Below are 20,358 nucleotides of genomic sequence, written 5' to 3' on the forward strand. Positions count from 1 at the left end.
CCGTCCAGTTCAACGATATCATGATGCTCGGCGGCGATGAGACGACGCTGGGTGCGCCGACGATCGCCGGCGCGGCTGTCCAGGCCGAAGTGCTGGGTCAGATCAAGGGCGAGAAGGTGCTGCACTTCGTCAAGCGTCGGCGCAAGCATTCGTCCAAGCGCACCAAGGGTCACCGTCAGCAGCTGACCGTCCTGCGCGTCACCGACATCCTGGCATCGGGCGCCGATGGCTCGGGCGTCAAGGCCGCTGTCGGAACCGGCGGCCTGCCGCGCGCGAAACCGGCGGATGCCGAAGCGCCCGCAGCCAAGGCCAAACCCGCCAAGGCAAAGGCCGCGCCCAAGGCAAAGGCAGAGCCCAAGGCCGATGCCGCTCAGGATGACCTCAAGCAATTGTCGGGCGTCGGTCCGGCGCTGGAGAAGAAGCTGCATGCCGCCGGTGTGACCAGCTACGCCCAGATCGCCGACTGGACCGCAGCCGACCTGGACGCGCTCGACGCCTCGATCTCCGCCAAGGCGGAGAAAGAAGGCTGGGTTGCCCAGGCCAAAGACCTCGCGAAGTAAGGAGTAACGACATATGGCACACAAGAAAGCAGGCGGTTCATCCCGCAACGGTCGCGACTCTGACGGTCGCCGTCTCGGCATCAAGAAATTCGGTGGCGAAGCCGTCATTCCCGGCAACATCATCGCGCGCCAGCGTGGCAACAAGTGGTGGCCGGGCCAGAACGTCGGCCAGGGCAAGGATCACACCCTGTTCGCGCTGCAGGAAGGCCACGTGACCTTTCACAAGGGCATGAAGGGGCGCACCTTCATTTCGGTTTTGCCTCAGGCGGAGGCCGCTGAATAAGCCGAACCAGAATGGTTGAAACGACTGGGGATCGGCTGAAGGGCCGGTCCCCTTTGATTTTCTCACAGTCATTTTTTTGTTGCGACGCGCCTGTATGCGCGACCATGCCCTCCCAAACCCGTCATCGGGCGGTGCGGCCTGGATTTTGCGGAGGAGACCAGCGATGGATACGATCGTGCAACAGCCCACGATTACGGCCGAACGGTTCACGATCCGACCGATCCGGCCGTCGGATGAAGGTCTGGTCGAGATGTACGTGAGCGACGCCCGCGTGGCCGAGCGCACGCGCTCCATTCCGCACCCGCTGCCTCCCGGTGCGGCGCGCGCGCATATCGACCGCGCATTGCAGAGCGACCGGACCCGCGACGTATGGGTGCTGGACGGCAGCGTCGCGGATAATTCCGAGGTGCTCGGGGTCATCGAACTGGCGCGGATCGACCGTGAACAATCCGAGATCAGCTATTGGGTCGCCCCGGCGCTGTGGAACGCGGGGCTCGCCTCTGAGGCGGTGGCGGCGCTGCTCGCGGCCAATCCGCAAAACTGCCGTGTGATTTTCGCGGAGGTCTTTCAGGACAACCCGGGATCGGCGCGCGTGTTGACCAATTGCGGTTTCGCCTACCTTGGCGATGCCGAATCCTTCAGCGTGGCGCGCAACGCCACGGTTGCCACCTGGACCTATTCCAGGAAACTGTATTAAGCGGGCGACAGGGCCAGGAACGGTCCCGGCCTTTGCGACAGGAGACGCCTTATGAAATTCCTCGACCTCGCAAAGGTTTACATCCGCTCGGGTGGCGGCGGCAGCGGCTGCACCAGCTTCCGGCGTGAAAAATACATCGAATACGGCGGCCCGGATGGCGGCGATGGCGGGCGCGGCGGCAACGTCGTGGCCGAAGCGGTCGAGGGGCTGAACACGCTCATCGATTTTCGCTATCAGCAGCATTTCTTTGCCAAGAACGGCGTTCCCGGCATGGGCAAGCAGCGCACCGGCGCGGACGGGGACGATATCGTGCTGCGCGTGCCCGTCGGCACCGAGATCCTCGACGAGGACGAAGAGACGGTGATCGCCGACATGACCGAGGTGGGCCAGCGGGTGATCCTGGCGCGCGGCGGCAACGGCGGTTTCGGCAACTTGCATTTCAAGACCTCCACCAACCAGGCGCCCCGCCGTGCGAATGCGGGCCAGCCCGGGGTGGAACGCACGCTCTGGCTGCGGCTGAAACTGATTGCCGATGTCGGCCTGCTCGGCCTGCCCAACGCGGGCAAGTCGACCTTCCTTGCGGCCTCATCCAATGCGCGGCCCAAGATCGCGGATTATCCGTTCACCACGCTGCACCCAAACCTGGGGGTCGTGGGCATCGACAATGCCGAATTCGTGGTCGCCGACATCCCCGGGCTTATCGCCGGTGCGCATGAGGGCCGCGGCATCGGCGACCGCTTTCTGGGCCATGTCGAGCGGTGCTCGGTGCTGTTGCATCTGGTCGATGGCACGGCCGAGGATGTGGCGGCGGATTACACCACCATCATCACCGAACTCGAAGCCTATGGCGGCGATCTGGCCCGTAAGCCGCGCATCACCGCGCTCAACAAGATCGACGCGCTGGACGATGACGAACGCGCCGAACGCCGCGCGGCGCTTGAGACCGCGAGCGGCGGCCCGGTGCTGCTGATGTCGGGCGTCAGCAAGGAAGGCTTGAGCGAGGTGCTGCGCGCCTGCCGCGCCGAAATCAGACAGGACCGGCTGCGGCAGCGCCGTGCGGAAGAGCCGGAGCCGGACGCATGGCGTCCCTGAGCCAGGCGCGCAGGCTGGTCGTCAAGATCGGCTCGGCGCTGCTGGTGGACCGGGTCGGCGGCGGGCTGCGGCAGGACTGGCTTTCGGGTCTGGCGTTGGATGTGGCGATGCTGAAGGCGGCAGGCACGGATGTGGTCCTTGTCTCCTCCGGCTCCATCGCGCTGGGGCGGGGTGTTCTGGGGCTCGGCTACGGGGCACTGGCGCTGGAACAATCGCAGGCCGCCGCCGCGGTGGGCCAGATCCGGCTGGCCCGCGCCTATGAGGAAGTGTTGCAGCCGCATGGCATCATCACCGCGCAGGTGCTTGTCACGCTGGAAGATTCCGCCGATCGCCGCCGCTATCTGAATTCGCGCGCCACGCTGGCGCAGCTGCTGAGCCTGGGCGTGGTGCCCATCGTCAACGAAAACGACACCATCGCCACCGATGAAATCCGCTTTGGCGACAACGACAGGCTGGCCGCGCAGGTGGCGGTGACGGTGGGCGCCGATCAGCTGGTGCTGCTGTCGGATGTCGACGGGCTTTATACCGCCAATCCGCAGATCGATCCGGGCGCGCGCCGCCTGGATCAGGTGGCCGCCATCACCCCCGAGATCGAGGCGATGGCCGGCGACGCGGGCTCGGGCCTGTCGAAGGGCGGGATGAAGACCAAGGTGATGGCAGCCAAGACCGCCACCGGCGCGGGCTGCGCGATGGCGATCACCGAAGGATCGCGCGATCGGCCGCTCTCGGCGCTGGCCGCGGGCGCCCCCGCGACCTGGTTTCTGGCCGAAAACGATCCCAAGGCCGCCCGCAAACGCTGGATCACAGCGATGAAGCCGCAGGGCGCGGTCACCGTCGACGGCGGCGCGGAACGCGCGCTCGGCCGGGGCAAATCCCTGCTCCCCGCGGGCATCGTCCGCGTCGAGGGGCGTTTCGGCCGCGGCGATCCCGTCGCGATCCAGAACGTTTCGGGCAGGCGGCTGGGCATCGGGCTGACGCGCTACACCTATGACGAGGCCGTGTTGTTGCAGGGCCGACGCTCTGGTGACATTGAATCCATTCTGGGCTATCCGGGACGCGCCGCGTTCATACACAGGGATGATATGGTGTTATGAAGGACCTTGAGGATATCGGCGCCCTGATGCGCGACATGGGCGCCCGCGCCAAGGCGGCCGCCGCCAGGCTGGCCACCGCAAGCGCCGAACGCAAGCATGCCGCGCTGATCGGGGCGGCAGAATACCTTTGGAACCGGCGCGCCGAGATCCTGGAGGCCAATGCGCGTGATCTCGACTATGGCCGCGAAAAGGGGCTCAGCGAGGCGATGATGGACCGGCTGCGCCTCGACGAGGACCGCATCCGCGCGATGATGGACAGCCTGCGCACCATCGCCGAGCAACCCGACCCGGTCGGCCAGACCATTGCCGAATGGGACCGTCCCACGGGGCTGAACATCCGCCGTGTCCGCACCCCGCTGGGGGTGATCGGCGTGATCTACGAATCCCGCCCCAACGTGACGGCGGATGCGGGCGCGCTTTGCGTCAAGGCGGGCAATGCCGTCATCCTGCGCGGGGGGTCGGAGAGCTTTCACTCCTCCGGCGTCATCCATGCCTGTCTGGTTGCCGGTCTGGATTCCGCAGGCCTGCCCGCCGATGCGATTCAGCGCGTGCCGACGCGGGACCGCGCCGCCGTCGCGCAGATGCTGGGCCTGGTGGATTTTATCGACGTGATCGTGCCGCGCGGCGGCAAGGGTCTGGTCGGCCTGGTGCAGAAGGAAGCCCGGGTTCCGGTCTTTGCCCATCTCGAAGGGATCTGCCACATCTACGTCGATCGCCACGCCGACCCGGAGAAGGCCCGCGCGGTGGTGCTGAACGCCAAGACCCGCCGCCCGGGCATTTGCGGTGCCGTCGAATGCGTCCTGATCGACGAGGCGATTGCATCGGATCTGGGACAGACGATCATGTCGGACTTGATGCGCGCCGGCGTCGAGGTGCGCGCGGGTGCCGGGTTGAACGGCAGCGTCGCCGCCACGGAGGATGATTTCGGGCGCGAGTTCCTCGACATGATCGTGGCCGCGCGCGTCGTGCCCGACGTCGACGGCGCGATCGCGCATATCCGCCGCTACGGCTCAAGCCACACCGAATGCATCCTTACCGAGGATGACGCCACCGCCGACAGGTTCCTGACGCAGCTCGATAGCGCCATCCTGATGCGCAACGCGTCCACCCAATTCGCCGACGGCGGGGAGTTCGGCATGGGCGCGGAAATCGGCATCGCCACCGGCAAGCTGCACGCCCGCGGCCCGGTGGGGGCCGAACAGCTGACGAGCTTCAAATATGTGGTGACCGGCGACGGCACCCTGCGCGACGGATGATTGCCTGCACCGCGCCCGCGGCGTCAAAGTTCGAGCGTGACGCTGCCGTCGCCATGGCGCAGGTGCAGCCCCACGGGCCAGCGCGCCTGATGTTCGGCCAAAAGCAGGAAATGGATTTGTGCGGGGTTCGGGGCGGCCGCCATCCTGCCGGTCCCCAGCATATCCCACAGCGCAGCGTCGATGCGCAGCCGGTCGGAATGGCCGCTGATACGCCAGGCGCGGCGCCCGTCGCCCGATCCGGCCAGCCCGTCGCCCGATCCGGCCAGCGCCGCCACGCGGCATTCACCGCCGAAGGGCAGGGCGGTCTGCACGCATTGCAGCGCCAGAAATATCGCCCGCACCCGCGCGCGGTCCACCGTGGCGTCGCCCCCCCCCTCGGGCGCCGCCCAGTCCAGCAGGACGCGGCTGTCGGCGAATGCGGCATGGGCGATCGCGATCGCCTCGCGGATCTGCATCTGCTCCGCCGCGTCGTGATGACCGAAAGCCACGCGCAGAAAACGCACCTTGGCATCCGCGCTGCGAAAGCTGTCCTGCATCAGCGCGAGCTCCGGCCCGACGCTGCGCGTTTCCATCATCAACAGTTCCAGCCCGTTGCCGATGGCGCCCAGCGGATTGACGATATCATGGCAGATGCGCGCGCTGACCAGCCCCGCGTAATCCAATGCGTCAGCCATGACACCACCGCGCGGGTCCACCGATGAGCGACGATCTGAACGCCATGCTGGAGCCGGGGATGCTGGTGCGCCACCCCAATCGCGCCGAATGGGGCACCGGCCAGGTCCAGTCGAACATCAACGGAAAGATCACGGTTAATTTTGAACAGGAGGGAAAGGTTGTCATCAATGGCTCCCGAATTCAGCTTGTGCCGGTCTTCGACAAATAATGCTATGCGCAAGCGGCTGAAATTTCGGTTAACAGTAAAAACAACCCCCGGTGGTGTCAAATCAGACCGCGGAAGCCCGCCGCATGATTGAGCCGGAGCCTCATCTGCAACTGCGTATCGCGCGCTCCGCCGAGGACATCCGCGCCGCGCAGCATCTTCGCTATCGCGTCTTCGTCGAGGAGCTGGGCGGCGACGGCGCCGAGGTCGACCATGACGCCCGCCTGGAAAGAGATCGCTTCGACCGACATGTAGACAATCTGATCCTCGTCGACACCCGCCGCGACGCGGCACGGCTGGACCATGTGATCGGCGTCTACCGGCTGCTGCCGGGCACGCGCACCCATGCGACGGGCGGTTTCTATTCTGAGAGCGAATACGATCTTGGCGTATTGAAAAAGGGTCGGCGCAGATTGCTGGAGCTGGGGCGATCCTGCGTGGACCAGGCCTATCGCGACGGGCATGCGATGTTCTACCTCTGGAACGGGTTGGCCCGCTATATCGCTGATAAAGGGTCGGAAATCCTGTTCGGCGTCGCCAGTTTCCATGGCACCGACATTCAGGCCCTGAAACAGCCGCTGTCGTGGCTGCACCATCGTCACCTGGCCGAGCAGCCCCTGCGCGCGCGCGCGATCGGTCCTGCGGCGCGACCGATGGACCTGATGGAATACGAGGCCATCGACCGGGTTGCGGCAATACGCCAAACGCCCGCGTTGATAAAGGCTTACCTGCGCCTGGGCGGCCAGGTGGGCGAAGGGGCCTTTGTCGATCATGCCTTCAACACGACGGATGTTTTTCTGGTGATGGATACCGCCCGCATGTCGGCCAAGCGCAGTGAAACCTATCTTGCCGGGGCGGCGCTGTGAGCGCGACATGGCAGTCGCGAGAGCAGCCGCCCGCAGCCAGGATCAGCTTTTCAGGGTGGTTGAGGGCCTTCCTGAAAGGTATTGTAATCGCACTGGTTATCTTCACAGGCTTGATCGTTCTGATGACTTTGCGCCTGATCGAACGGCCGGTGTTCGGGGCGGAGCGTCCGTTCACGCCCCATATCACGCAAACCGTATGTCGGCTTGTTCTTCGGATCTTCGGGATTGCCTGTCGCGTCGAGGGCAAGTTTTCATCGGGTGCTGACGCCATGGTCGCCAACCATTCCTCTTGGCTCGATATTTTCGTGCTTAACGCCGCGACGCGGCTCTATTTTGTCTCAAAGTCGGAGGTGGCGCGCTGGCCTTTCATCGGTTGGCTGGCGCGGGCGACAGGGACAGTTTTCATCAATCGCTCCGTCGCGGAGGCAGCGCAGCAAAGGCGACTGTTCGCGCAACGGCTTGCGGATCGGCACAAGCTGCTTTTCTTCCCCGAGGGAACAAGTACGGACGGATTGCGTGTTTTGCCTTTTAAATCAAGTCTCTTTGCGGCTTTCTTTGACAAAGACCTCAAGATGCGGGCCCGTATCCAACCCATTTCCGTCATTTATCACGCGCCGCGATCGAGCGACGCGCGGTTTTATGGCTGGTGGGGGGACATGGACTTCGGCCCGCATTTCCTGAAGATACTCGCCGCGCCGCGCCAGGGATCGGTCACGTTGATATGCCATCCCGCAGTCGCCGCGCGCGATTTCGCCGACCGCAAGGCGCTCGCGGCCTATTGCGAAGCTCAGGTGCGCGGGGCGATGCCTTCGGACCGGGGCGCGGAGGCCTAATCCATCGCGGCAATCAGCCGCGCCAGTTCCGCCGCGGGGTCGGGGCATTTCCAGATCTCCTGACCGAAGGCGAAGAAATCCGTGTAGGCCGCTATTTCCGAGATCTTTTCCACGCTCAGCGCACCTTCGGCAACGACCGGGATCTCGATGACTTCGGACCACCAGGCGAAAAGATCCGTTTCGGCCTGGGTGCCCGTTCCCAGCGCCGTCCGACCCACCGGCCCGAAGGAGACGTAATCGGCGCCCGCCTCTCCGGCGCTCAGCCCGTCGTGGCGTGAATTGCCGCAGAACGCCCCGATGATCGCGTCTTCGCCCAGGTCTTCGCGCAGGCTGCGGATCGAGGCCGCTTTCTGCGACAGATGTACACCGTCAAGGCCCAGCCGCTCGACCAGGCGCACATGCGTGTCGATCACGATCGCCACGTCCCGCTCATGGCAGACAGCACGCAGACCGTCGGCGGTGCGGGCGATGCGATCCTCGTCCGAACTGGACAGCTCGAGCCTGACGCAAGCGATTTCCGCGGCATCAAGGACGCGCGCCAAACTGTCGGGAAAGGTGGACAATTCCACTTCGGGCGGTGTGATCAGATAAAGCTGCGGACGCTCTGTTTCGGCCATGATCCATCCTCCTTGGCGGGGTTGGCTGCTCTATAGAGAGGAAAATCCGCCTTGGCTACGGGATTGCGGCGGCTTGCGCCTTTCACGGCTGCGGCGTATCCCTCGGCCGAATTCATGGGAAAGGCGCAGATGGCCGGGACGGATCATTCGGAAAAGGCGGTGGAATGGGACGGGCCGCAGCCCGCGCTGGTTCTGGTGCAGCCGCAGATGGGCGAGAACATCGGCGCGGCGGCCGGGGCGATGCGGAACTTCGGGCTGGACCGCATGCGTCTGGTCGCCCCGCGCGACGGATGGCCCAACCCGAAGGCCGCGGCCCTGTCGAGCGGGGCGGGCCGCGTGCTGGACGGGGTGAGCGTGCACGACACCACCGCCGAGGCGCTCGCCGATTGTTCCTACGTCTTCGCCACCACCGCGCGGCCGCGCGACATGATCAAGCCGGTGATGACCCCGGAACGTGCGATGGCCCACGCCCGCGCGCTGCTGGCGGCGGGCCAGCAGGTCGGTTTTCTGTTCGGACCGGAACGCGCGGGCCTCGAAAACGCCGACATCGCACGGGCCAACGCCATCGTTTCGGTGCCCGTCAATCCGGCGTTCGCCTCGCTCAACCTCGCGCAATGCGTGCTGCTGCTTGCCTATGAGTGGCGCCGTCAGCACGACACCGTCCCGCCCGAGGTGGAGGAGCTGTGCCGCACCCGGCGCGCCAGCGCCATCGAGGTCGACAAGTTGCAGGACCACCTGGAGGAAAAACTGGAGGCCGCGCATTTCTTCTGGCCCGCCCACAAGGCCCCGGCGATGAAGCTGAACCTGCGCAACCTGCTGTCGCGCCTGCCGCTGACCTCGGCCGATGTGCGCATCTCTCACGGCATCCTGCGGGCGCTGGACCGGCGCCGCGCGCGCCGTGACACCGAGTAGGGCAAGGTGTCACGCTTGATGGCGTCTTGCGCGCCCCATACTCTCGCCTGAACCGGAGGGTCCGATGGCACAAAAACGCAGCATCTTCGAAGAAGTCGGCACAGACAGCACGGCGCGGGCCGCCCCGACACCGGGGCTGATCGAACGCTCCCGCCCCGGCGCGCGCCGGGGAATCAGGATCTGGCTTTACCTGCTGTTCGCGATGGTCGTCGTCATGATCGCGGTCGGCGGGCTGACACGGCTGACCGACAGCGGCCTGTCGATCACCGAATGGAAACCCGTTACGGGCGCCTTGCCGCCGATGAACGAGGCCGCCTGGCAATCCGAATTCACGAAATACCAGGCTATCCCAGAATATCAGTTGCAAAACAAAGGGATGAGCCTGTCGGAATTCAAATCCATCTACTGGTGGGAATGGGGGCACCGGCAGCTGGGGCGCGCCATCGGGCTGGTCTGGGCGCTGGGGTTCCTCTTCTTCTGGGCGACGCGGCGCATTCCCGTCGGCTGGACCGGGCGGCTGCTGGTGCCGGGGGTGCTGGGCGGGCTTCAGGGGGCGCTAGGCTGGTGGATGGTGTCATCGGGTTTGAGCGGCGCGATGCTCGACGTGGCGTCCTATCGGCTGGCGCTGCATCTGGGGCTGGCCTTCGTGATTCTGGGCGTGCTCGCGTGGTACGCGATGCGTCTGACCCGCCCGGAGGCGGAGCTGATGCAGGTCCGCCGCGAAGGCGACCGGCGCGCCTATGGCATGTCGACGGGGCTTTTGCATCTGGCGTTCCTGCAAATCCTGCTGGGCGCGCTGGTGGCGGGGATCGACGCGGGGCGCAACTATACCGACTGGCCGATGATGGCGGGCAGCCTGCTGCCGCCTTATCCGTTCCAGCTCGACCCGCTTTGGCGCAATTTCTTCGAAAACGACGCGCTGGTGCAGTTCATGCACCGGATTGCGGGGTATCTGCTGTTCATTTTCGGCATGTTCGTCTGGGTCCGCGGCCGCAAGAGCGCCAATCGCCGGACCCGGCGTGCCTTTGACGCAATCGCGCTGATGCTGGTGGCGCAGCTGACGCTGGGGATCGTCACGGTGATGTACAGCGCGCCCTGGCAGCTGGGCATCCTGCACCAGCTGGGCGCGGTGGTCCTGTGGGTTTTGATCCTGCGGGCGCGCTTTCTGTCGCGCTATCCGATCCGCCAATCCGTGAGGGGTTGAACCATGTCCGCATTCGCCGAGTTGATGGAATTCCAGCGCGAAACCGAGGCGCTGGCCCAAGTGGCCGGGCGGCTGGGGTGGGATCAGGAAACCGTCATGCCCCGCGGCGCGGCCGCCCAGCGTGCCGAGGAGATGGGGGCGATGGAATCCGTGCTTCATGCCCGGCGCGTGGACCCGCGCGTGCGGGACTGGCTGGCCGCGATCGATGAGGCGGCGCTTGATGACGCGGGGCGTGCGCAGCTGCGTCTGATCCGGCGCAGCCATCGGCGCAGCACGCTGGTGCCCGCGCGGCTGGCGGCCGAGCTGGCCCGCGTGACAAGCGCGGCACAGGGCAAATGGGCCGAGGCCCGCGCGGCCGACGATTTTGCCGCTTTCGCGCCCGTGTTGGCCGAAGTCGTGCGCCTGCGCCAGGAAGAGGCATCGGCCCTGGCGCAGGGGCGCACGCTTTACGACGCGCTGCTGGACGATTACGAACCGGGCGCCGATGCCGCGCGGATCGGTGCGATGTTCGACGCGCTGCGCCCCGGTCTGGTCGATCTGCGCGCCCGCATCCTGGGGCGTCCTGCGCCCGATCCGGTCTGCGGCAGCTTTGGCGAGGCCGAACAGATGGCGCTGAGCGCTGAACTCGCGCAAAGCTTCGGCTATGATTTCACGCGCGGGCGCATCGACAAGGCGGTGCATCCGTTTTCCTCGGGGTCGGGCAGCGACGTGCGCATCACCACCCGCACCAGCACGGGCGATCCGTTCAACAGCATCTATTCCACGATCCACGAGGTCGGGCACGCCTGCTATGAACAGGCCATAGATGCCGCCTATCTGCTGACGCCGCTGGGGCAGGGCGCGTCGATGGGCGTGCACGAAAGCCAAAGCCGCATCTACGAAAACCAGCTCGGGCGCAGCCGCGCCTTTACCGGATACCTCTATGGCCGCATGCGCGAGATGTTCGGCGATTTCGGCGTGCCCGACGCCGAGGCCTTCTATCGCACGGTGAACCGGGTGCATTCGGGCTTCATCCGCACCGAGGCCGACGAGGTGCATTACAACCTGCACGTCATGCTGCGCTTCGATCTGGAACGGGCGCTGATTTCGGGCGATCTGGCTGTCGGCGATCTGGAAGCCGCCTGGAACGACCGTTTCGCCGCGGATTTCGGGATGAGTGTCGATCGCGCGTCCAATGGATGCCTTCAGGATGTGCACTGGTCGGTGGGGCTGTTCGGCTATTTCCCCACCTACACCCTGGGCAATGTCTATGCGGGCTGCCTGTTCGAGACGCTGCAAGACGCGGTGCCGGGGCTGGACGACGATCTGGCGCGCGGCGATACCAGTGCCGCGACGGCGTGGCTGGGCGCCCATGTGCAGCGCCACGGCGGCCTGATGCAGCCGCGCGATCTGATCACCAAGGCCACCGGCGCACTGCCGACAGAAGCGCCCTTGCTGCGCTATCTGGAACGCAAGTTCGGCGATCTCTACGACCTCTGACGTCTGGCCTGCGGCGCGCGCGGCGCCGGTCAGCGGCTTGAGCCAAGGCCACGCCCCACGAAAGGCACATGAATGAGCACGCTGAAGATGACGCGCGACGAGTTGATGCACTTCCTTGTCCGGGAATTTCCCCAGGTGGCGGATGATTTCGCGATCGAGGCGCTTTCGGAAGACGGCATCCAGCTTCGCCTGCTCGTGCAGGATCGCCACCTGCGTCCCGGCGGCACCGTGTCCGGCCCGTCGATGTTCGCGCTGGCCGATGTGGCGATTTACCTGTCGCTGCTGTCGCGGATCGGGCCGGTGGCCCTGGCGGCGACCACCAGCCTGTCGATGGATTTCATGCGCCGCCCGGGCCCCGTCGACGTGATCGCCCACGCGCGGCTGCTCAAGATCGGGCGCAGGCTGGCGGTGGGCGACGCGATGATGTTCTCCCGAGGGCTGGAGCCGCCCGTCGCCCGCGCCAGCATGACCTATGCGATTCCGCCGCGCTGAGCGTCAGGGCATCAGCCGCCTGACGTAACCGGGCAGGGCGAAGCTCGCCAGATGCACTTCGGGCGTGTAGTATTCCGTCGCGATGTCGGCGGCGGCGAACCGTTCGGTCAACTGCGGCAGCGTGATCTTGCGCGCCGCCCCGTCGGTGCCCCATCCCAGCGCCATCGGCCCGCCCGCATAGGTCGGGATCGTCGCCAGATAGCAGCCCCAATCGGCAAACAGCGCCTTGAAGGCGCGCATGGTATTGGTCAGCTCCGCACCCTGAAGGAACGGCACGCCGTTCTGGGTGACGAGGATTCCGGCAGGGGTCAGACAGCGTTTGGCATGGCCGTAAAAGCTGTCGGTGAACAGCACCTCGCCCGGACCGACAGGATCGGTGGAATCGATGATGATCACGTCGAACCGGTCTTCGGTCCGGCGCACATAGGCGGCGCCATCGGCGATCACCAGCCGCAGGCGCGGGTCGTCAAAGGCGCCCTGGCTGAGGTTGGGCAGATACTGCTTGGAAAATTCCACCACACCGGGGTCGATCTCGACCATCGTGACATGCTCGACCGAGGCATGTTTCAGCACTTCGCGCGCCATGCCGCCATCGCCGCCGCCGATGATCAGCACGCGCCGCGCGCTGCCATGCGCCAGGATCGGCACGTGGCTCAGCATCTCGTGGTAGATGAAATTGTCGCCCTCGGTGGTCTGCACCACCCCGTCCAGCGTCAGCACCCGGCCGAAGGTCGGGTTCTCGATCACCCGCAGCCGCTGGTGGTCGGTTTCGCTGTCGTAAAGCACCGCATCCTCGCGCAGCGCCTGCGCATGGTCGTCGTGCAGTCGCTCGACACTCCAGCCGCTCAGATCCTGTCTGTCGTCCTTGCTCATCTTCGCGCACCCTCTTTCGTCCAGTCGCCTCGAAGCCCCGGAGGGCCATCGGCCGGTAATGCCAAAGCGCCGCCCCCGTGGCCAGAGCCCCGGCGGATGAATGTGAAAATTTCAGCGTGCCCCGCACCCGTACCCGTACCGGCGCCCGCGCCCGCGCCCGTGCTCCGTGTCCGTGCCCCGTGTCCGTGCACGCCGCGACATACGAAAAAGGCGCGCCGAAAAGGGCGCGCCCGTTCAAATCGGCTGTCTCGGCGCTCAGGCGGCGGCTTCGTCGGTGACCAGACCGTCCCCGCGCAGCAGCTCCTTGACGCGCACGTCCGAGGTGCCGAACGCCTTGCTCAGCACCCCCACCGCTTTCCAGGGTTCCGCATCGCCGCACATGAACACGTCGAAGGCACCATAGCCGATTTCGGGCCAGGTGTGGACCGAGATGTGGCTTTCGGCCAGCACGGCGACGCCTGACACGCCCTGCGGGCTGAACTTATGCGTATGGATGTGCAGCAGCGTCGCGCCGCATTCGTCCACGCAATCGCGGAACGCCTGCTGAATGCGCGCCTCGTCATCCAGACCGTGGCCATCCACGACCTCGATGATCAGATGCGTGCCCGCGAAAACGCGGCCGTCACGGCGAATGAAGTGGTCTTCGCGATCCGCGTCGAACACGTTGCGGGTGGTGGTATCTTCCGCTTGGGCGCCTGTCTCCAGACCGATCCCCAGTTGGAAGAGGTTGGCGCCGTCCATCATGGCACTCCCCTTCGTTCCAGTAGATTGAATCCGTGGGTCCTTAGCGCCCCCCCAGCGAAGTGCTGAAGTTGGGATCGGCCCGCTCGTAGTAGGGGGCCACCTAAGGCCCATGGCGGATTCGTTCAACCGGTTTTTCGAAATCCCGCAAGAAAATCCGACATTCCGCTGCGCCAGCTTTACAGCCCGGCGCAGCAAGGCAGACCGCGAGCCGAAGGCGGGAGGGGATGCGCGGGCAGGTCTGGCGTGTGTTCAGCGCAAACCTTCCAGGCGTCAGTCGCGCCAGAAGGGCTTCATCACCTCATCGCGCACGTACTGCGCATCCAGCCCCATGTCGCGGATGGCCTCTGGCGACAGGCGCCGCAGCGCACAGCGCATCCGGTGGCGCGCATCCCATTTCACCAGCACCGCGAGCGCCGGGTTCGAAGCGCGCGCGCGCAGGAATTCGGGCGCGAATCCTCCGTCGGGGCTGAACAGCGGGACCTGGCGGGCGAAGAGGGCTGGCATGGGATTGATCCTTGTATTGTATCGGTACATTGAGTTAAGATTGCGACAATTAAACGATACAATGAGCGGATCATGCCTGACGAGCAGAATATTGTAATCGACACAATTAATCGTGCGGACCTGACCTCGGGGCAGGGGCCGAAGTACCGGCTGCTGTCGGAAAGCATCGGAATGCAGATCAGGACGGGCGCCTTGCCGCCCGGCACGCGGCTGCCGCCCGTGCGCAATCTGGCCTGGGCGGCGGGGGTCACGCCGGGGACCGTGTCGCGGGCCTATCAGCTTTTGACAGATGCGGGGCTGCTCAGCGCACATGTCGGGCGCGGTACCTTCGTGGCCGACGCGCGGCAGCGGTCCGAGGTGACGGTCGCGGCGGACATGGACCCGGTGATCCGGCCGCTGCCCGACCGCTCCGTTCCCGGAATCCTCGATCTGCGTTCGCCGGTGCTGCCCGACGTAGGGCAGGTGCAGGCGATCCGCGATGCGCTGCGCACGGTGGCCGACCAGCCGGGCGAGCATTTCCTGGACTATCCCAGCCGCGTGACCGATGTGGATGCGCGCGCCGCGCTGGCGCGCGAGCTCAGCGCCTTCAACATCGGGCCGGTCGATCTGGATCACGTCGTGCTGTCGCACGGCGGCCAACATGCGCTGACCATGATCTTTCAGGCGGTGCTGGCAGGCCCGCGCCCCGTGATCCTGACCGAAGAGCTGTCCTATGCCGGGTTCCGCCACGCCGCGCGGCTGATGCGCGCCGAGGTGATCGGCATCGAATCCGACGCCGAGGGCCCTCTGCCCCCGGCCGTCGCGGCGGCCTGCCAGAAACACGACGTCCGCATCTTCGTGACCTCGGCGGAGGCGCTGAACCCGACCACGCAACAGACCACCGAGCGCCGCCGTCACGAAATCGCCGAGCTGGCGCGCCGATATGATTTCCAGATCCTGCAGGACGAATGCTACACGCTCGCGGTGTCGAAGCTGCCGGCCTACCGCACGATCGCGCCGGACCGGGCGTGGTATGTGTCGTCCTTTTCCAAGTCGCTCTCGCCCGCGCTGCGGCTGGGATATTTCGTGGCCCCCGAGGGCAAGGCGGAAATCGGCCAGCTGGTCGCGCGGCACGGGTTCTTCGGCCTGTCGGGACCGATCACCGACGTGACGACCCGTCTGGGCGACCTGAAGCAACTGACGGAATTCCGCGCCCGCATCCACGATGAAATCAGCTGGCGCTGCGCCGCGCTCGCGCAGGCGCTTGACGGCTTCGACCTCAGCTGGCGCGAGGGCGTGGCCTTCGCCTTTCTGAACCTGCCGGCGGGCTGGCGCGCCTCCAACTTCCTGCGCGCGGCAGAGGCGCGTGGCGTTCTGCTACGCCCGGCGGATGAATATGTGCTGCTGGGCGGGCGGGCGCCCAACGCGGTGCGCCTGGCGATCAACGGGCAGGTCAGCCGCGAAAACTTCACCGCTGGCGCGCAGACCCTGCGCGCGCTCTTGAACGCGCCGCCGCATGAGATCGACGTCTGAGACAGGGGCACGGGCAGCAAATTTTTGGGGTATCATGACACCTATTTTTTAACCATCTGTATTTGCTTGATTAATCATGGGGAAGGGCTCTTGACTGTGCGCCGCAAACGCTTAGAACAGCGCAATCTTCAGTTTCCGGGGCGCAGCCATGGGCCCCCAGACAACAGCAATAGGGTTATCCCGATGAAAACCTACACCGCGACCCCCGCGGAGATCGACAAGAAATGGATCCTGATCGACGCCGAAGGTGTCGTTCTGGGCCGTCTCGCCTCGGTCATCGCGATGCGCTTGCGTGGCAAGCACAAGGCCACTTTCACGCCGTCGATGGACATGGGCGACAATGTCATCGTCATCAACGCCGACAAGGTGCAGATGACCGGCGCCAAGCGTGAAAACAAGACCTACTACTGGCACACCGGCCACCCCGGCGGCATCAAGTCGCGCACCGCGCGCGACATCCTCGAGGGCCAGTTCCCCGAGCGCGTGCTGACCAAGGCCGTCCAGCGTATGCTGCCCGGCGGCAAGCTGAGCCGCCAGCAGATGACCAACCTGCGCATCTATGCCGGCAGCGAGCATCCGCATGAGGCGCAGTCGCCCGAGGTGCTGGATGTCGCTTCCATGAACTCCAAGAACACGCGGAGCTGATAATGGCCGAAGAAATCAAATCCCTCGACGGGCTTCAGGCCGCTGTCGACACCGACACCCTGACCGCCTCCGCCAATGCCGAACCCCAGCGCGACGACCTGGGCCGGTCCTATGCCACCGGCAAGCGCAAGGATGCGGTCGCCCGCGTCTGGATCAAGCCCGGCTCCGGCAAGGTCGTGGTGAACGGCAAGGAAATGGCGCAGTATTTTGCCCGTCCCGTGCTGCAGATGATCCTGCGCCAGCCGTTTCAGGTGGCCGGCGTCGAGAACCAGTTCGACGTGAACGCCACCGTCAAGGGCGGCGGCCTGTCCGGCCAGGCCGGTGCGGTCAAGCACGGCATTTCCAAGGCGTTGCAGCTTTATGAACCCAGCCTGCGCGGCGCGTTGAAGGCCGCCGGTTTCCTGACCCGCGACAGCCGCGTCGTGGAACGCAAGAAATACGGCCGCGCCAAGGCCCGCAAAAGCTTCCAGTTCTCCAAGCGCTGATCGCTTTTCCTACGCCACATCAATGCAAAACGGCCGGTGCTTGCACCGGCCGTTTCCGTATCCGGGGCGAGGCTCAGGCGCAGGCGGTGCTTTCGGCCTTTTCCATCGCTTCCAGCGTGGCTTCCAGCGACAGCATGATCGAGGCGTGGCGGTTCTTGTAGTCGCGCGCGGGCATCAGGACCTCCAGCCCGTCGAAGGGCGCGGCCGGCGCGGGGCAGTCGGATTTCAGCATCGCCTTCAGCTCATCGCGGGCGCGCTCCACCTCGGCGCGGCTGCGCCCGAGGATATGCGCCCCGACGACAGAGGCCGCCGCCTGACCCAAGGCGCAGGCTTTGACATCCTGACCGAATTCCGCAATCCGCCCGTCGCGCACCACCAGATCGACGGTGACGGTCGAGCCGCACAGCGGCGACCGGCGCCGGGCAGTGGCCTGAGGCTCCGGCAGGCGATCGGTCAGCGGAATATCGGCGGCCAGCGCCAGGATACGCTCCGAGTAGAGCTTGATCAGATCGGTTTCCGCGGTCATGGACTTTCTCTTTCGGTTGCGACCCTCTAGATAGACCGCATCACCGGCTTTGCAAAGGACCCCTTCATGCCCTTCGACCCTGCCTCGCTGCGCTTTGACGATCGGGGCCTTATCCCTGCGATCGCCCAGGACCACGACAACGGCGAGGTGCTGATGATGGCATGGATGAATGCGCAGTCTCTTGCTAAAACACTTGAAACAGGACGGGTAACCTATTGGTCGCGCTCGCGTAACGCGCTTTGGGCCAAGGGCGAGACCAGCGGCAATGTCCAGGATCTGGTCGAGCTGCGCATTGATTGCGACCGCGATTGCCTGCTGCTGCGGGTGCGTCAGACCGGCCCTGCGTGCCACACCAACCGGCGCAGCTGTTTCTATACCGCCTTGCGCGACGGCGACGAGACCGAGATCATGCAGCCAGAGCCCGGATCTTCGACCTAAAGCCCGATCATCGCCCGGATGTCTTCGGGCGTCGCGCCCTCGGCCCGGTATCTGGACAGCGCCCGCGCGTCGTCGCGTTTGGCCAGGCGCCTGCCATGCGCGTCGCGGATTAATGCGTGATGGTGGTAGCGCGGCGTCACGTAGCCCAGCAGCTTTTGCACGATCACGCTGATCCAGGTGGCCTGAAACAGATCCTCGCCGCGCGAGACCAGGCTGATGCCCTGCGCCGCGTCATCCACCGCCACCGACAGATGGTAAGAGGTTCCCATGCCGCGCCGCGCCAGCACGACGTCGCCGATTTCGGCGATTGCCGCCGCAGCGCACAGGCGCTGGTGGCCGGTTTCGCCCATCGGGCCGCGGCCTTCTTCGATGAACGACAGCGTCCCGATCTGCTGCACAGCGCGGCGCATGTCGAGCCGAAGCGCCGCGTCGGCGGGCAAGGCCGTCCGCGCCCCGGCCCGGGTTTCCGGCGAAGGGCGGCAGGTGCCGGGGTAGACCGGACCGTCCGGGCCGTAATGCACCGGGTCGCCTTCCTGCGGGGCCGACAGCGCGCCCTCGATGTCGCGCCTTGTGCAGCTGCAGGGATAGATCAAGCCGCGCTCCCAAAGGCTTTGCAGCGCGGCGCGATAGGCGGGCAGGCGGGTCGACTGGAACATCTCCGGCGCGGCCCAGCTGAGCCCCAGCCAGCGCAGATCGTCGCGGATCGCCTCCACCCAGTGCGGTTTGGATCTTTCGCGGTCGATATCCTCGATGCGCAGCAGGAACCGGCCGCCGCCGCCCGCCAGATCATGCGCCACGATGGCCGCATAGGCGTGGCCCAGATGCAGCGGCCCCGTGGGCGACGGGGCAAAGCGCGTGACATTCATTGGCCGGGAACGGGCACCGCCTGGTCCTCGGCACCGCCCGCCATCGCCAGACCGTCGAAATGGCGCAGCCAGTCCAGCCAGGATGCCTTGGCCCGCTCGGTGTAGGCAGTGTAGCGGTCGCGCCGGTTGCGGCGGCCGCCCTTGGCGTCGATGGGCGGGAACAGCCCGAAGTTCACGTTCATCGGCTGAAAGCTCCGCGCCTCCGCGCCGCCGGTGATATGGTGGATCAAGGCGCCCATCGCGGTCTCGCCCGGGGGCGGCCCGGCCTTGTGCCCCAGAACCTCGGCCGCTGCAAGCCGCCCGGCCAGCAGCCCCATCGACGCGGATTCGACATAGCCCTCGACCCCCGTGATCTGCCCGGCAAGGCGGATGTTGGGCCGGGCCTTCAGCCGCATCTGGTCGTCGAGCAACCGCGGAGAGTTCATGAAGGTATTGCGGTGGATGCCGCCCAGACGCGCGAAACTGGCGCCTTCCAGGCCGGGTATCATGCGCAGCACCTCGGTCTGGGCGCCATATTTCATCTTGGTCTGAAAGCCGACGATGTTGAACAGCGTGCCGAGCGCATTGTCGCGGCGCAGCTGGACGACCGCATAGGGTTTGTCCTGCGGGGCGTGCGGATTGGTCAGACCCACGGGCTTCATCGGGCCGAAGCGCAGCGTGTCGCGCCCGCGCTCCGCCATGACTTCGATGGGCAGGCAGCCGTCGAAGTAGCCTGCGGTCTCCCCGGGCTTGAACTCGGTCTTGTCGGCTGCCAGCAGCGCATCGATGAAGGCCTCATAGGTGGGCCTGTCCATCGGGCAGTTCAGATAGGCGGTGCGCTCTTCCTCGGTTTCGCCCTTGTCATAGCGCGACTGGAACCAGGCCTTTTCCATGTCGATACTGTCGGCATAGACGATGGGCGCGATGGCATCGAAAAACGCCAGCGCGTCCTGCCCCGTGACCCGCTGGATCGCCTGCGCGAGCGTGGCGGAGGTCAATGGGCCGGTGGCAACGATCCACTGTCCCTCGGTCGGCAGTTCGGTGATCTCCTCATGGCTGACGGAAATCAGCGGATGCTGTGAAATGCTTTGCGTGACCGCTTCGGCGAAAGGATCGCGGTCGACGGCCAGTGCGCCGCCCGCAGGCAGGGCATGGCGGTCGGCGGTGGCCATGATCAGCCCGCCCGCCTGGCGCATTTCCCAATGCAGCAAGCCCACGGCGTTCGAGGTATCGTCGTCGGAGCGGAAGGAATTGGAGCAGACCATTTCGGCCAGGTTGCCGGTTCGATGCGCAAAGGTTTCGACCTTGGGCCGCATCTCGTGCAGCACCACCGGCACGCCCATCTGCGCGGCCTGCCAAGCAGCTTCCGATCCGGCCATGCCGCCGCCGACGATATGTATCTTGTCACTCATGCCCGCCATCTATGCCACGGCGTCGCCTGATGAAAGTGAAAGAAAGCGCCTTTGGCGAAAGAAAAAGGCCGACCGGGGTGTCGCCGGTCGGCCATGCAGGGGGAATTGC

General features: G+C 65.8%; 25 protein-coding genes. 17 read left to right on the forward strand and 8 right to left on the reverse strand.

Annotated elements, in window-relative coordinates:
• The 6 genes from rplU to ACU0BR_RS03010 all read left to right on the forward strand — a co-directional run.
• The coding region (gene rplU, locus ACU0BR_RS02985) for a 50S ribosomal protein L21 (RefSeq protein ID WP_446155360.1) at window positions 1-560 on the forward strand (560 nt) is incomplete at its 5' end.
• 13 nt (window positions 561-573) lie between these two features.
• Window positions 574-843, forward strand: coding sequence for a 50S ribosomal protein L27 (rpmA, locus tag ACU0BR_RS02990; protein WP_446155361.1), 270 nt, complete (start codon window positions 574-576; stop codon window positions 841-843).
• 163 nt (window positions 844-1,006) lie between these two features.
• On the forward strand, window positions 1,007-1,540 hold the full coding sequence (locus ACU0BR_RS02995; RefSeq protein ID WP_446155362.1) for a GNAT family N-acetyltransferase: 534 nt from the start codon (window positions 1,007-1,009) through the stop codon (window positions 1,538-1,540).
• A gap of 51 nt (window positions 1,541-1,591) precedes the next feature.
• Window positions 1,592-2,632 carry a GTPase ObgE gene (obgE, locus tag ACU0BR_RS03000; RefSeq protein WP_446155363.1) on the forward strand — a complete coding sequence of 347 codons (1,041 nt, stop codon included), beginning with the start codon at window positions 1,592-1,594 and terminating at the stop codon, window positions 2,630-2,632.
• Window positions 2,620-3,726, forward strand: a complete 1,107-nt coding sequence (gene proB, locus ACU0BR_RS03005; RefSeq protein ID WP_446155364.1) for a glutamate 5-kinase — start codon at window positions 2,620-2,622, stop codon at window positions 3,724-3,726. The genes obgE and proB overlap by 13 nt, the downstream gene beginning before the upstream one ends.
• On the forward strand, window positions 3,723-4,982 hold the full coding sequence (locus tag ACU0BR_RS03010; RefSeq protein WP_446155365.1) for a glutamate-5-semialdehyde dehydrogenase: 1,260 nt from the start codon (window positions 3,723-3,725) through the stop codon (window positions 4,980-4,982). Before proB ends, ACU0BR_RS03010 begins: the two co-directional genes overlap by 4 nt.
• A 23-nt stretch (window positions 4,983-5,005) precedes the next feature.
• On the opposite strand, the gene ACU0BR_RS03015 is transcribed toward ACU0BR_RS03010, so the two are convergent.
• Complete coding sequence (locus ACU0BR_RS03015; protein WP_446155366.1) at window positions 5,006-5,656, reverse strand: histidine phosphotransferase family protein; 651 nt, start codon at window positions 5,654-5,656, stop codon at window positions 5,006-5,008.
• A gap of 23 nt (window positions 5,657-5,679) precedes the next feature.
• Here ACU0BR_RS03015 and ACU0BR_RS03020 point away from each other — a divergent pair, with 23 nt between their 5' ends.
• The 3 genes from ACU0BR_RS03020 (at window position 5,680) to ACU0BR_RS03030 (ending at window position 7,561) form a co-directional block, all read left to right on the forward strand.
• Window positions 5,680-5,865 carry a DUF3553 domain-containing protein gene (locus ACU0BR_RS03020; protein WP_446155367.1) on the forward strand — a complete coding sequence of 62 codons (186 nt, stop codon included), beginning with the start codon at window positions 5,680-5,682 and terminating at the stop codon, window positions 5,863-5,865.
• Window positions 5,866-5,948: 83 nt separating this feature from the next.
• A complete protein-coding gene (locus ACU0BR_RS03025) occupies window positions 5,949-6,728 on the forward strand; it encodes a GNAT family N-acetyltransferase (protein WP_446155368.1) in 780 nt (259 codons plus the stop codon).
• Entirely contained in the window at window positions 6,725-7,561 is an 837-nt protein-coding gene (locus ACU0BR_RS03030; protein WP_446155369.1) for a lysophospholipid acyltransferase family protein, read from the forward strand. The genes ACU0BR_RS03025 and ACU0BR_RS03030 overlap by 4 nt, the downstream gene beginning before the upstream one ends.
• On the opposite strand, the gene ACU0BR_RS03035 is transcribed toward ACU0BR_RS03030, so the two are convergent.
• On the reverse strand, window positions 7,558-8,178 hold the full coding sequence (locus tag ACU0BR_RS03035) for a thiamine phosphate synthase (RefSeq protein ID WP_446155370.1): 621 nt from the start codon (window positions 8,176-8,178) through the stop codon (window positions 7,558-7,560). The genes ACU0BR_RS03030 and ACU0BR_RS03035 overlap by 4 nt on opposite strands.
• 129 nt (window positions 8,179-8,307) lie before the next feature.
• Between ACU0BR_RS03035 and ACU0BR_RS03040 the strand changes: the two genes are divergently transcribed.
• From ACU0BR_RS03040 to ACU0BR_RS03055, 4 genes are all read left to right on the forward strand, one after another.
• On the forward strand, window positions 8,308-9,090 hold the full coding sequence (locus tag ACU0BR_RS03040; RefSeq protein WP_446155449.1) for an RNA methyltransferase: 783 nt from the start codon (window positions 8,308-8,310) through the stop codon (window positions 9,088-9,090).
• Between the two features lie 64 nt (window positions 9,091-9,154).
• The gene (ctaA, locus tag ACU0BR_RS03045; protein ID WP_446155371.1) at window positions 9,155-10,294 is read left to right on the forward strand and encodes a heme A synthase; all 1,140 of its coding nucleotides are present in this window, start codon (window positions 9,155-9,157) and stop codon (window positions 10,292-10,294) included.
• Window positions 10,295-10,297: 3 nt separating this feature from the next.
• Entirely contained in the window at window positions 10,298-11,773 is a 1,476-nt protein-coding gene (locus ACU0BR_RS03050; RefSeq protein ID WP_446155372.1) for a carboxypeptidase M32, read from the forward strand.
• A 72-nt stretch (window positions 11,774-11,845) separates the two neighbouring features.
• Window positions 11,846-12,265, forward strand: a complete 420-nt coding sequence (locus ACU0BR_RS03055) for a PaaI family thioesterase (protein WP_446155373.1) — start codon at window positions 11,846-11,848, stop codon at window positions 12,263-12,265.
• Between the two features lie 3 nt (window positions 12,266-12,268).
• Here the strand turns inward: ACU0BR_RS03055 and speE are convergent, their stop codons facing one another.
• From speE to ACU0BR_RS03070, 3 genes are all read right to left on the reverse strand, one after another.
• On the reverse strand, window positions 12,269-13,138 hold the full coding sequence (gene speE, locus ACU0BR_RS03060; RefSeq protein WP_446155374.1) for a polyamine aminopropyltransferase: 870 nt from the start codon (window positions 13,136-13,138) through the stop codon (window positions 12,269-12,271).
• A 255-nt stretch (window positions 13,139-13,393) separates the two neighbouring features.
• Entirely contained in the window at window positions 13,394-13,879 is a 486-nt protein-coding gene (gene speD, locus ACU0BR_RS03065) for an adenosylmethionine decarboxylase (RefSeq protein ID WP_446155450.1), read from the reverse strand.
• A 273-nt stretch (window positions 13,880-14,152) separates the two neighbouring features.
• On the reverse strand, window positions 14,153-14,386 hold the full coding sequence (locus tag ACU0BR_RS03070) for a DUF1127 domain-containing protein (protein ID WP_446155375.1): 234 nt from the start codon (window positions 14,384-14,386) through the stop codon (window positions 14,153-14,155).
• Window positions 14,387-14,458: 72 nt separating this feature from the next.
• Between ACU0BR_RS03070 and ACU0BR_RS03075 the strand changes: the two genes are divergently transcribed.
• The 3 genes from ACU0BR_RS03075 (at window position 14,459) to rpsI (ending at window position 17,028) form a co-directional block, all read left to right on the forward strand.
• On the forward strand, window positions 14,459-15,898 hold the full coding sequence (locus ACU0BR_RS03075) for an aminotransferase-like domain-containing protein (RefSeq protein WP_446155376.1): 1,440 nt from the start codon (window positions 14,459-14,461) through the stop codon (window positions 15,896-15,898).
• 183 nt (window positions 15,899-16,081) lie between these two features.
• On the forward strand, window positions 16,082-16,543 hold the full coding sequence (rplM, locus tag ACU0BR_RS03080; RefSeq protein WP_446155377.1) for a 50S ribosomal protein L13: 462 nt from the start codon (window positions 16,082-16,084) through the stop codon (window positions 16,541-16,543).
• Between the two features lie 2 nt (window positions 16,544-16,545).
• Window positions 16,546-17,028: a 30S ribosomal protein S9 gene (rpsI, locus tag ACU0BR_RS03085; RefSeq protein ID WP_446155378.1), complete on the forward strand. Its 483-nt coding sequence runs from the start codon at window positions 16,546-16,548 to the stop codon at window positions 17,026-17,028.
• A 73-nt stretch (window positions 17,029-17,101) separates the two neighbouring features.
• Here the strand turns inward: rpsI and ACU0BR_RS03090 are convergent, their stop codons facing one another.
• Window positions 17,102-17,554, reverse strand: coding sequence for an iron-sulfur cluster assembly scaffold protein (locus ACU0BR_RS03090; RefSeq protein WP_446155379.1), 453 nt, complete (start codon window positions 17,552-17,554; stop codon window positions 17,102-17,104).
• A gap of 66 nt (window positions 17,555-17,620) precedes the next feature.
• On the opposite strand from ACU0BR_RS03090, the gene hisI reads away from it, so the two are divergent.
• Window positions 17,621-17,992 (forward strand): phosphoribosyl-AMP cyclohydrolase, encoded by a 372-nt coding sequence (gene hisI, locus ACU0BR_RS03095; RefSeq protein WP_446155380.1) that lies wholly within the window; start codon window positions 17,621-17,623, stop codon window positions 17,990-17,992.
• On the opposite strand, the gene gluQRS is transcribed toward hisI, so the two are convergent.
• Window positions 17,989-18,858: a tRNA glutamyl-Q(34) synthetase GluQRS gene (gluQRS, locus tag ACU0BR_RS03100; protein WP_446155381.1), complete on the reverse strand. Its 870-nt coding sequence runs from the start codon at window positions 18,856-18,858 to the stop codon at window positions 17,989-17,991. The two genes, hisI and gluQRS, sit on opposite strands and share 4 nt — an antisense overlap.
• Entirely contained in the window at window positions 18,855-20,249 is a 1,395-nt protein-coding gene (gene trmFO / locus ACU0BR_RS03105; RefSeq protein ID WP_446155382.1) for a methylenetetrahydrofolate--tRNA-(uracil(54)-C(5))-methyltransferase (FADH(2)-oxidizing) TrmFO, read from the reverse strand. The genes gluQRS and trmFO overlap by 4 nt, the downstream gene beginning before the upstream one ends.
• Window positions 20,250-20,358 lie beyond the last annotated feature (109 nt).

Source organism: Brevirhabdus sp. (assembly GCF_052826345.1).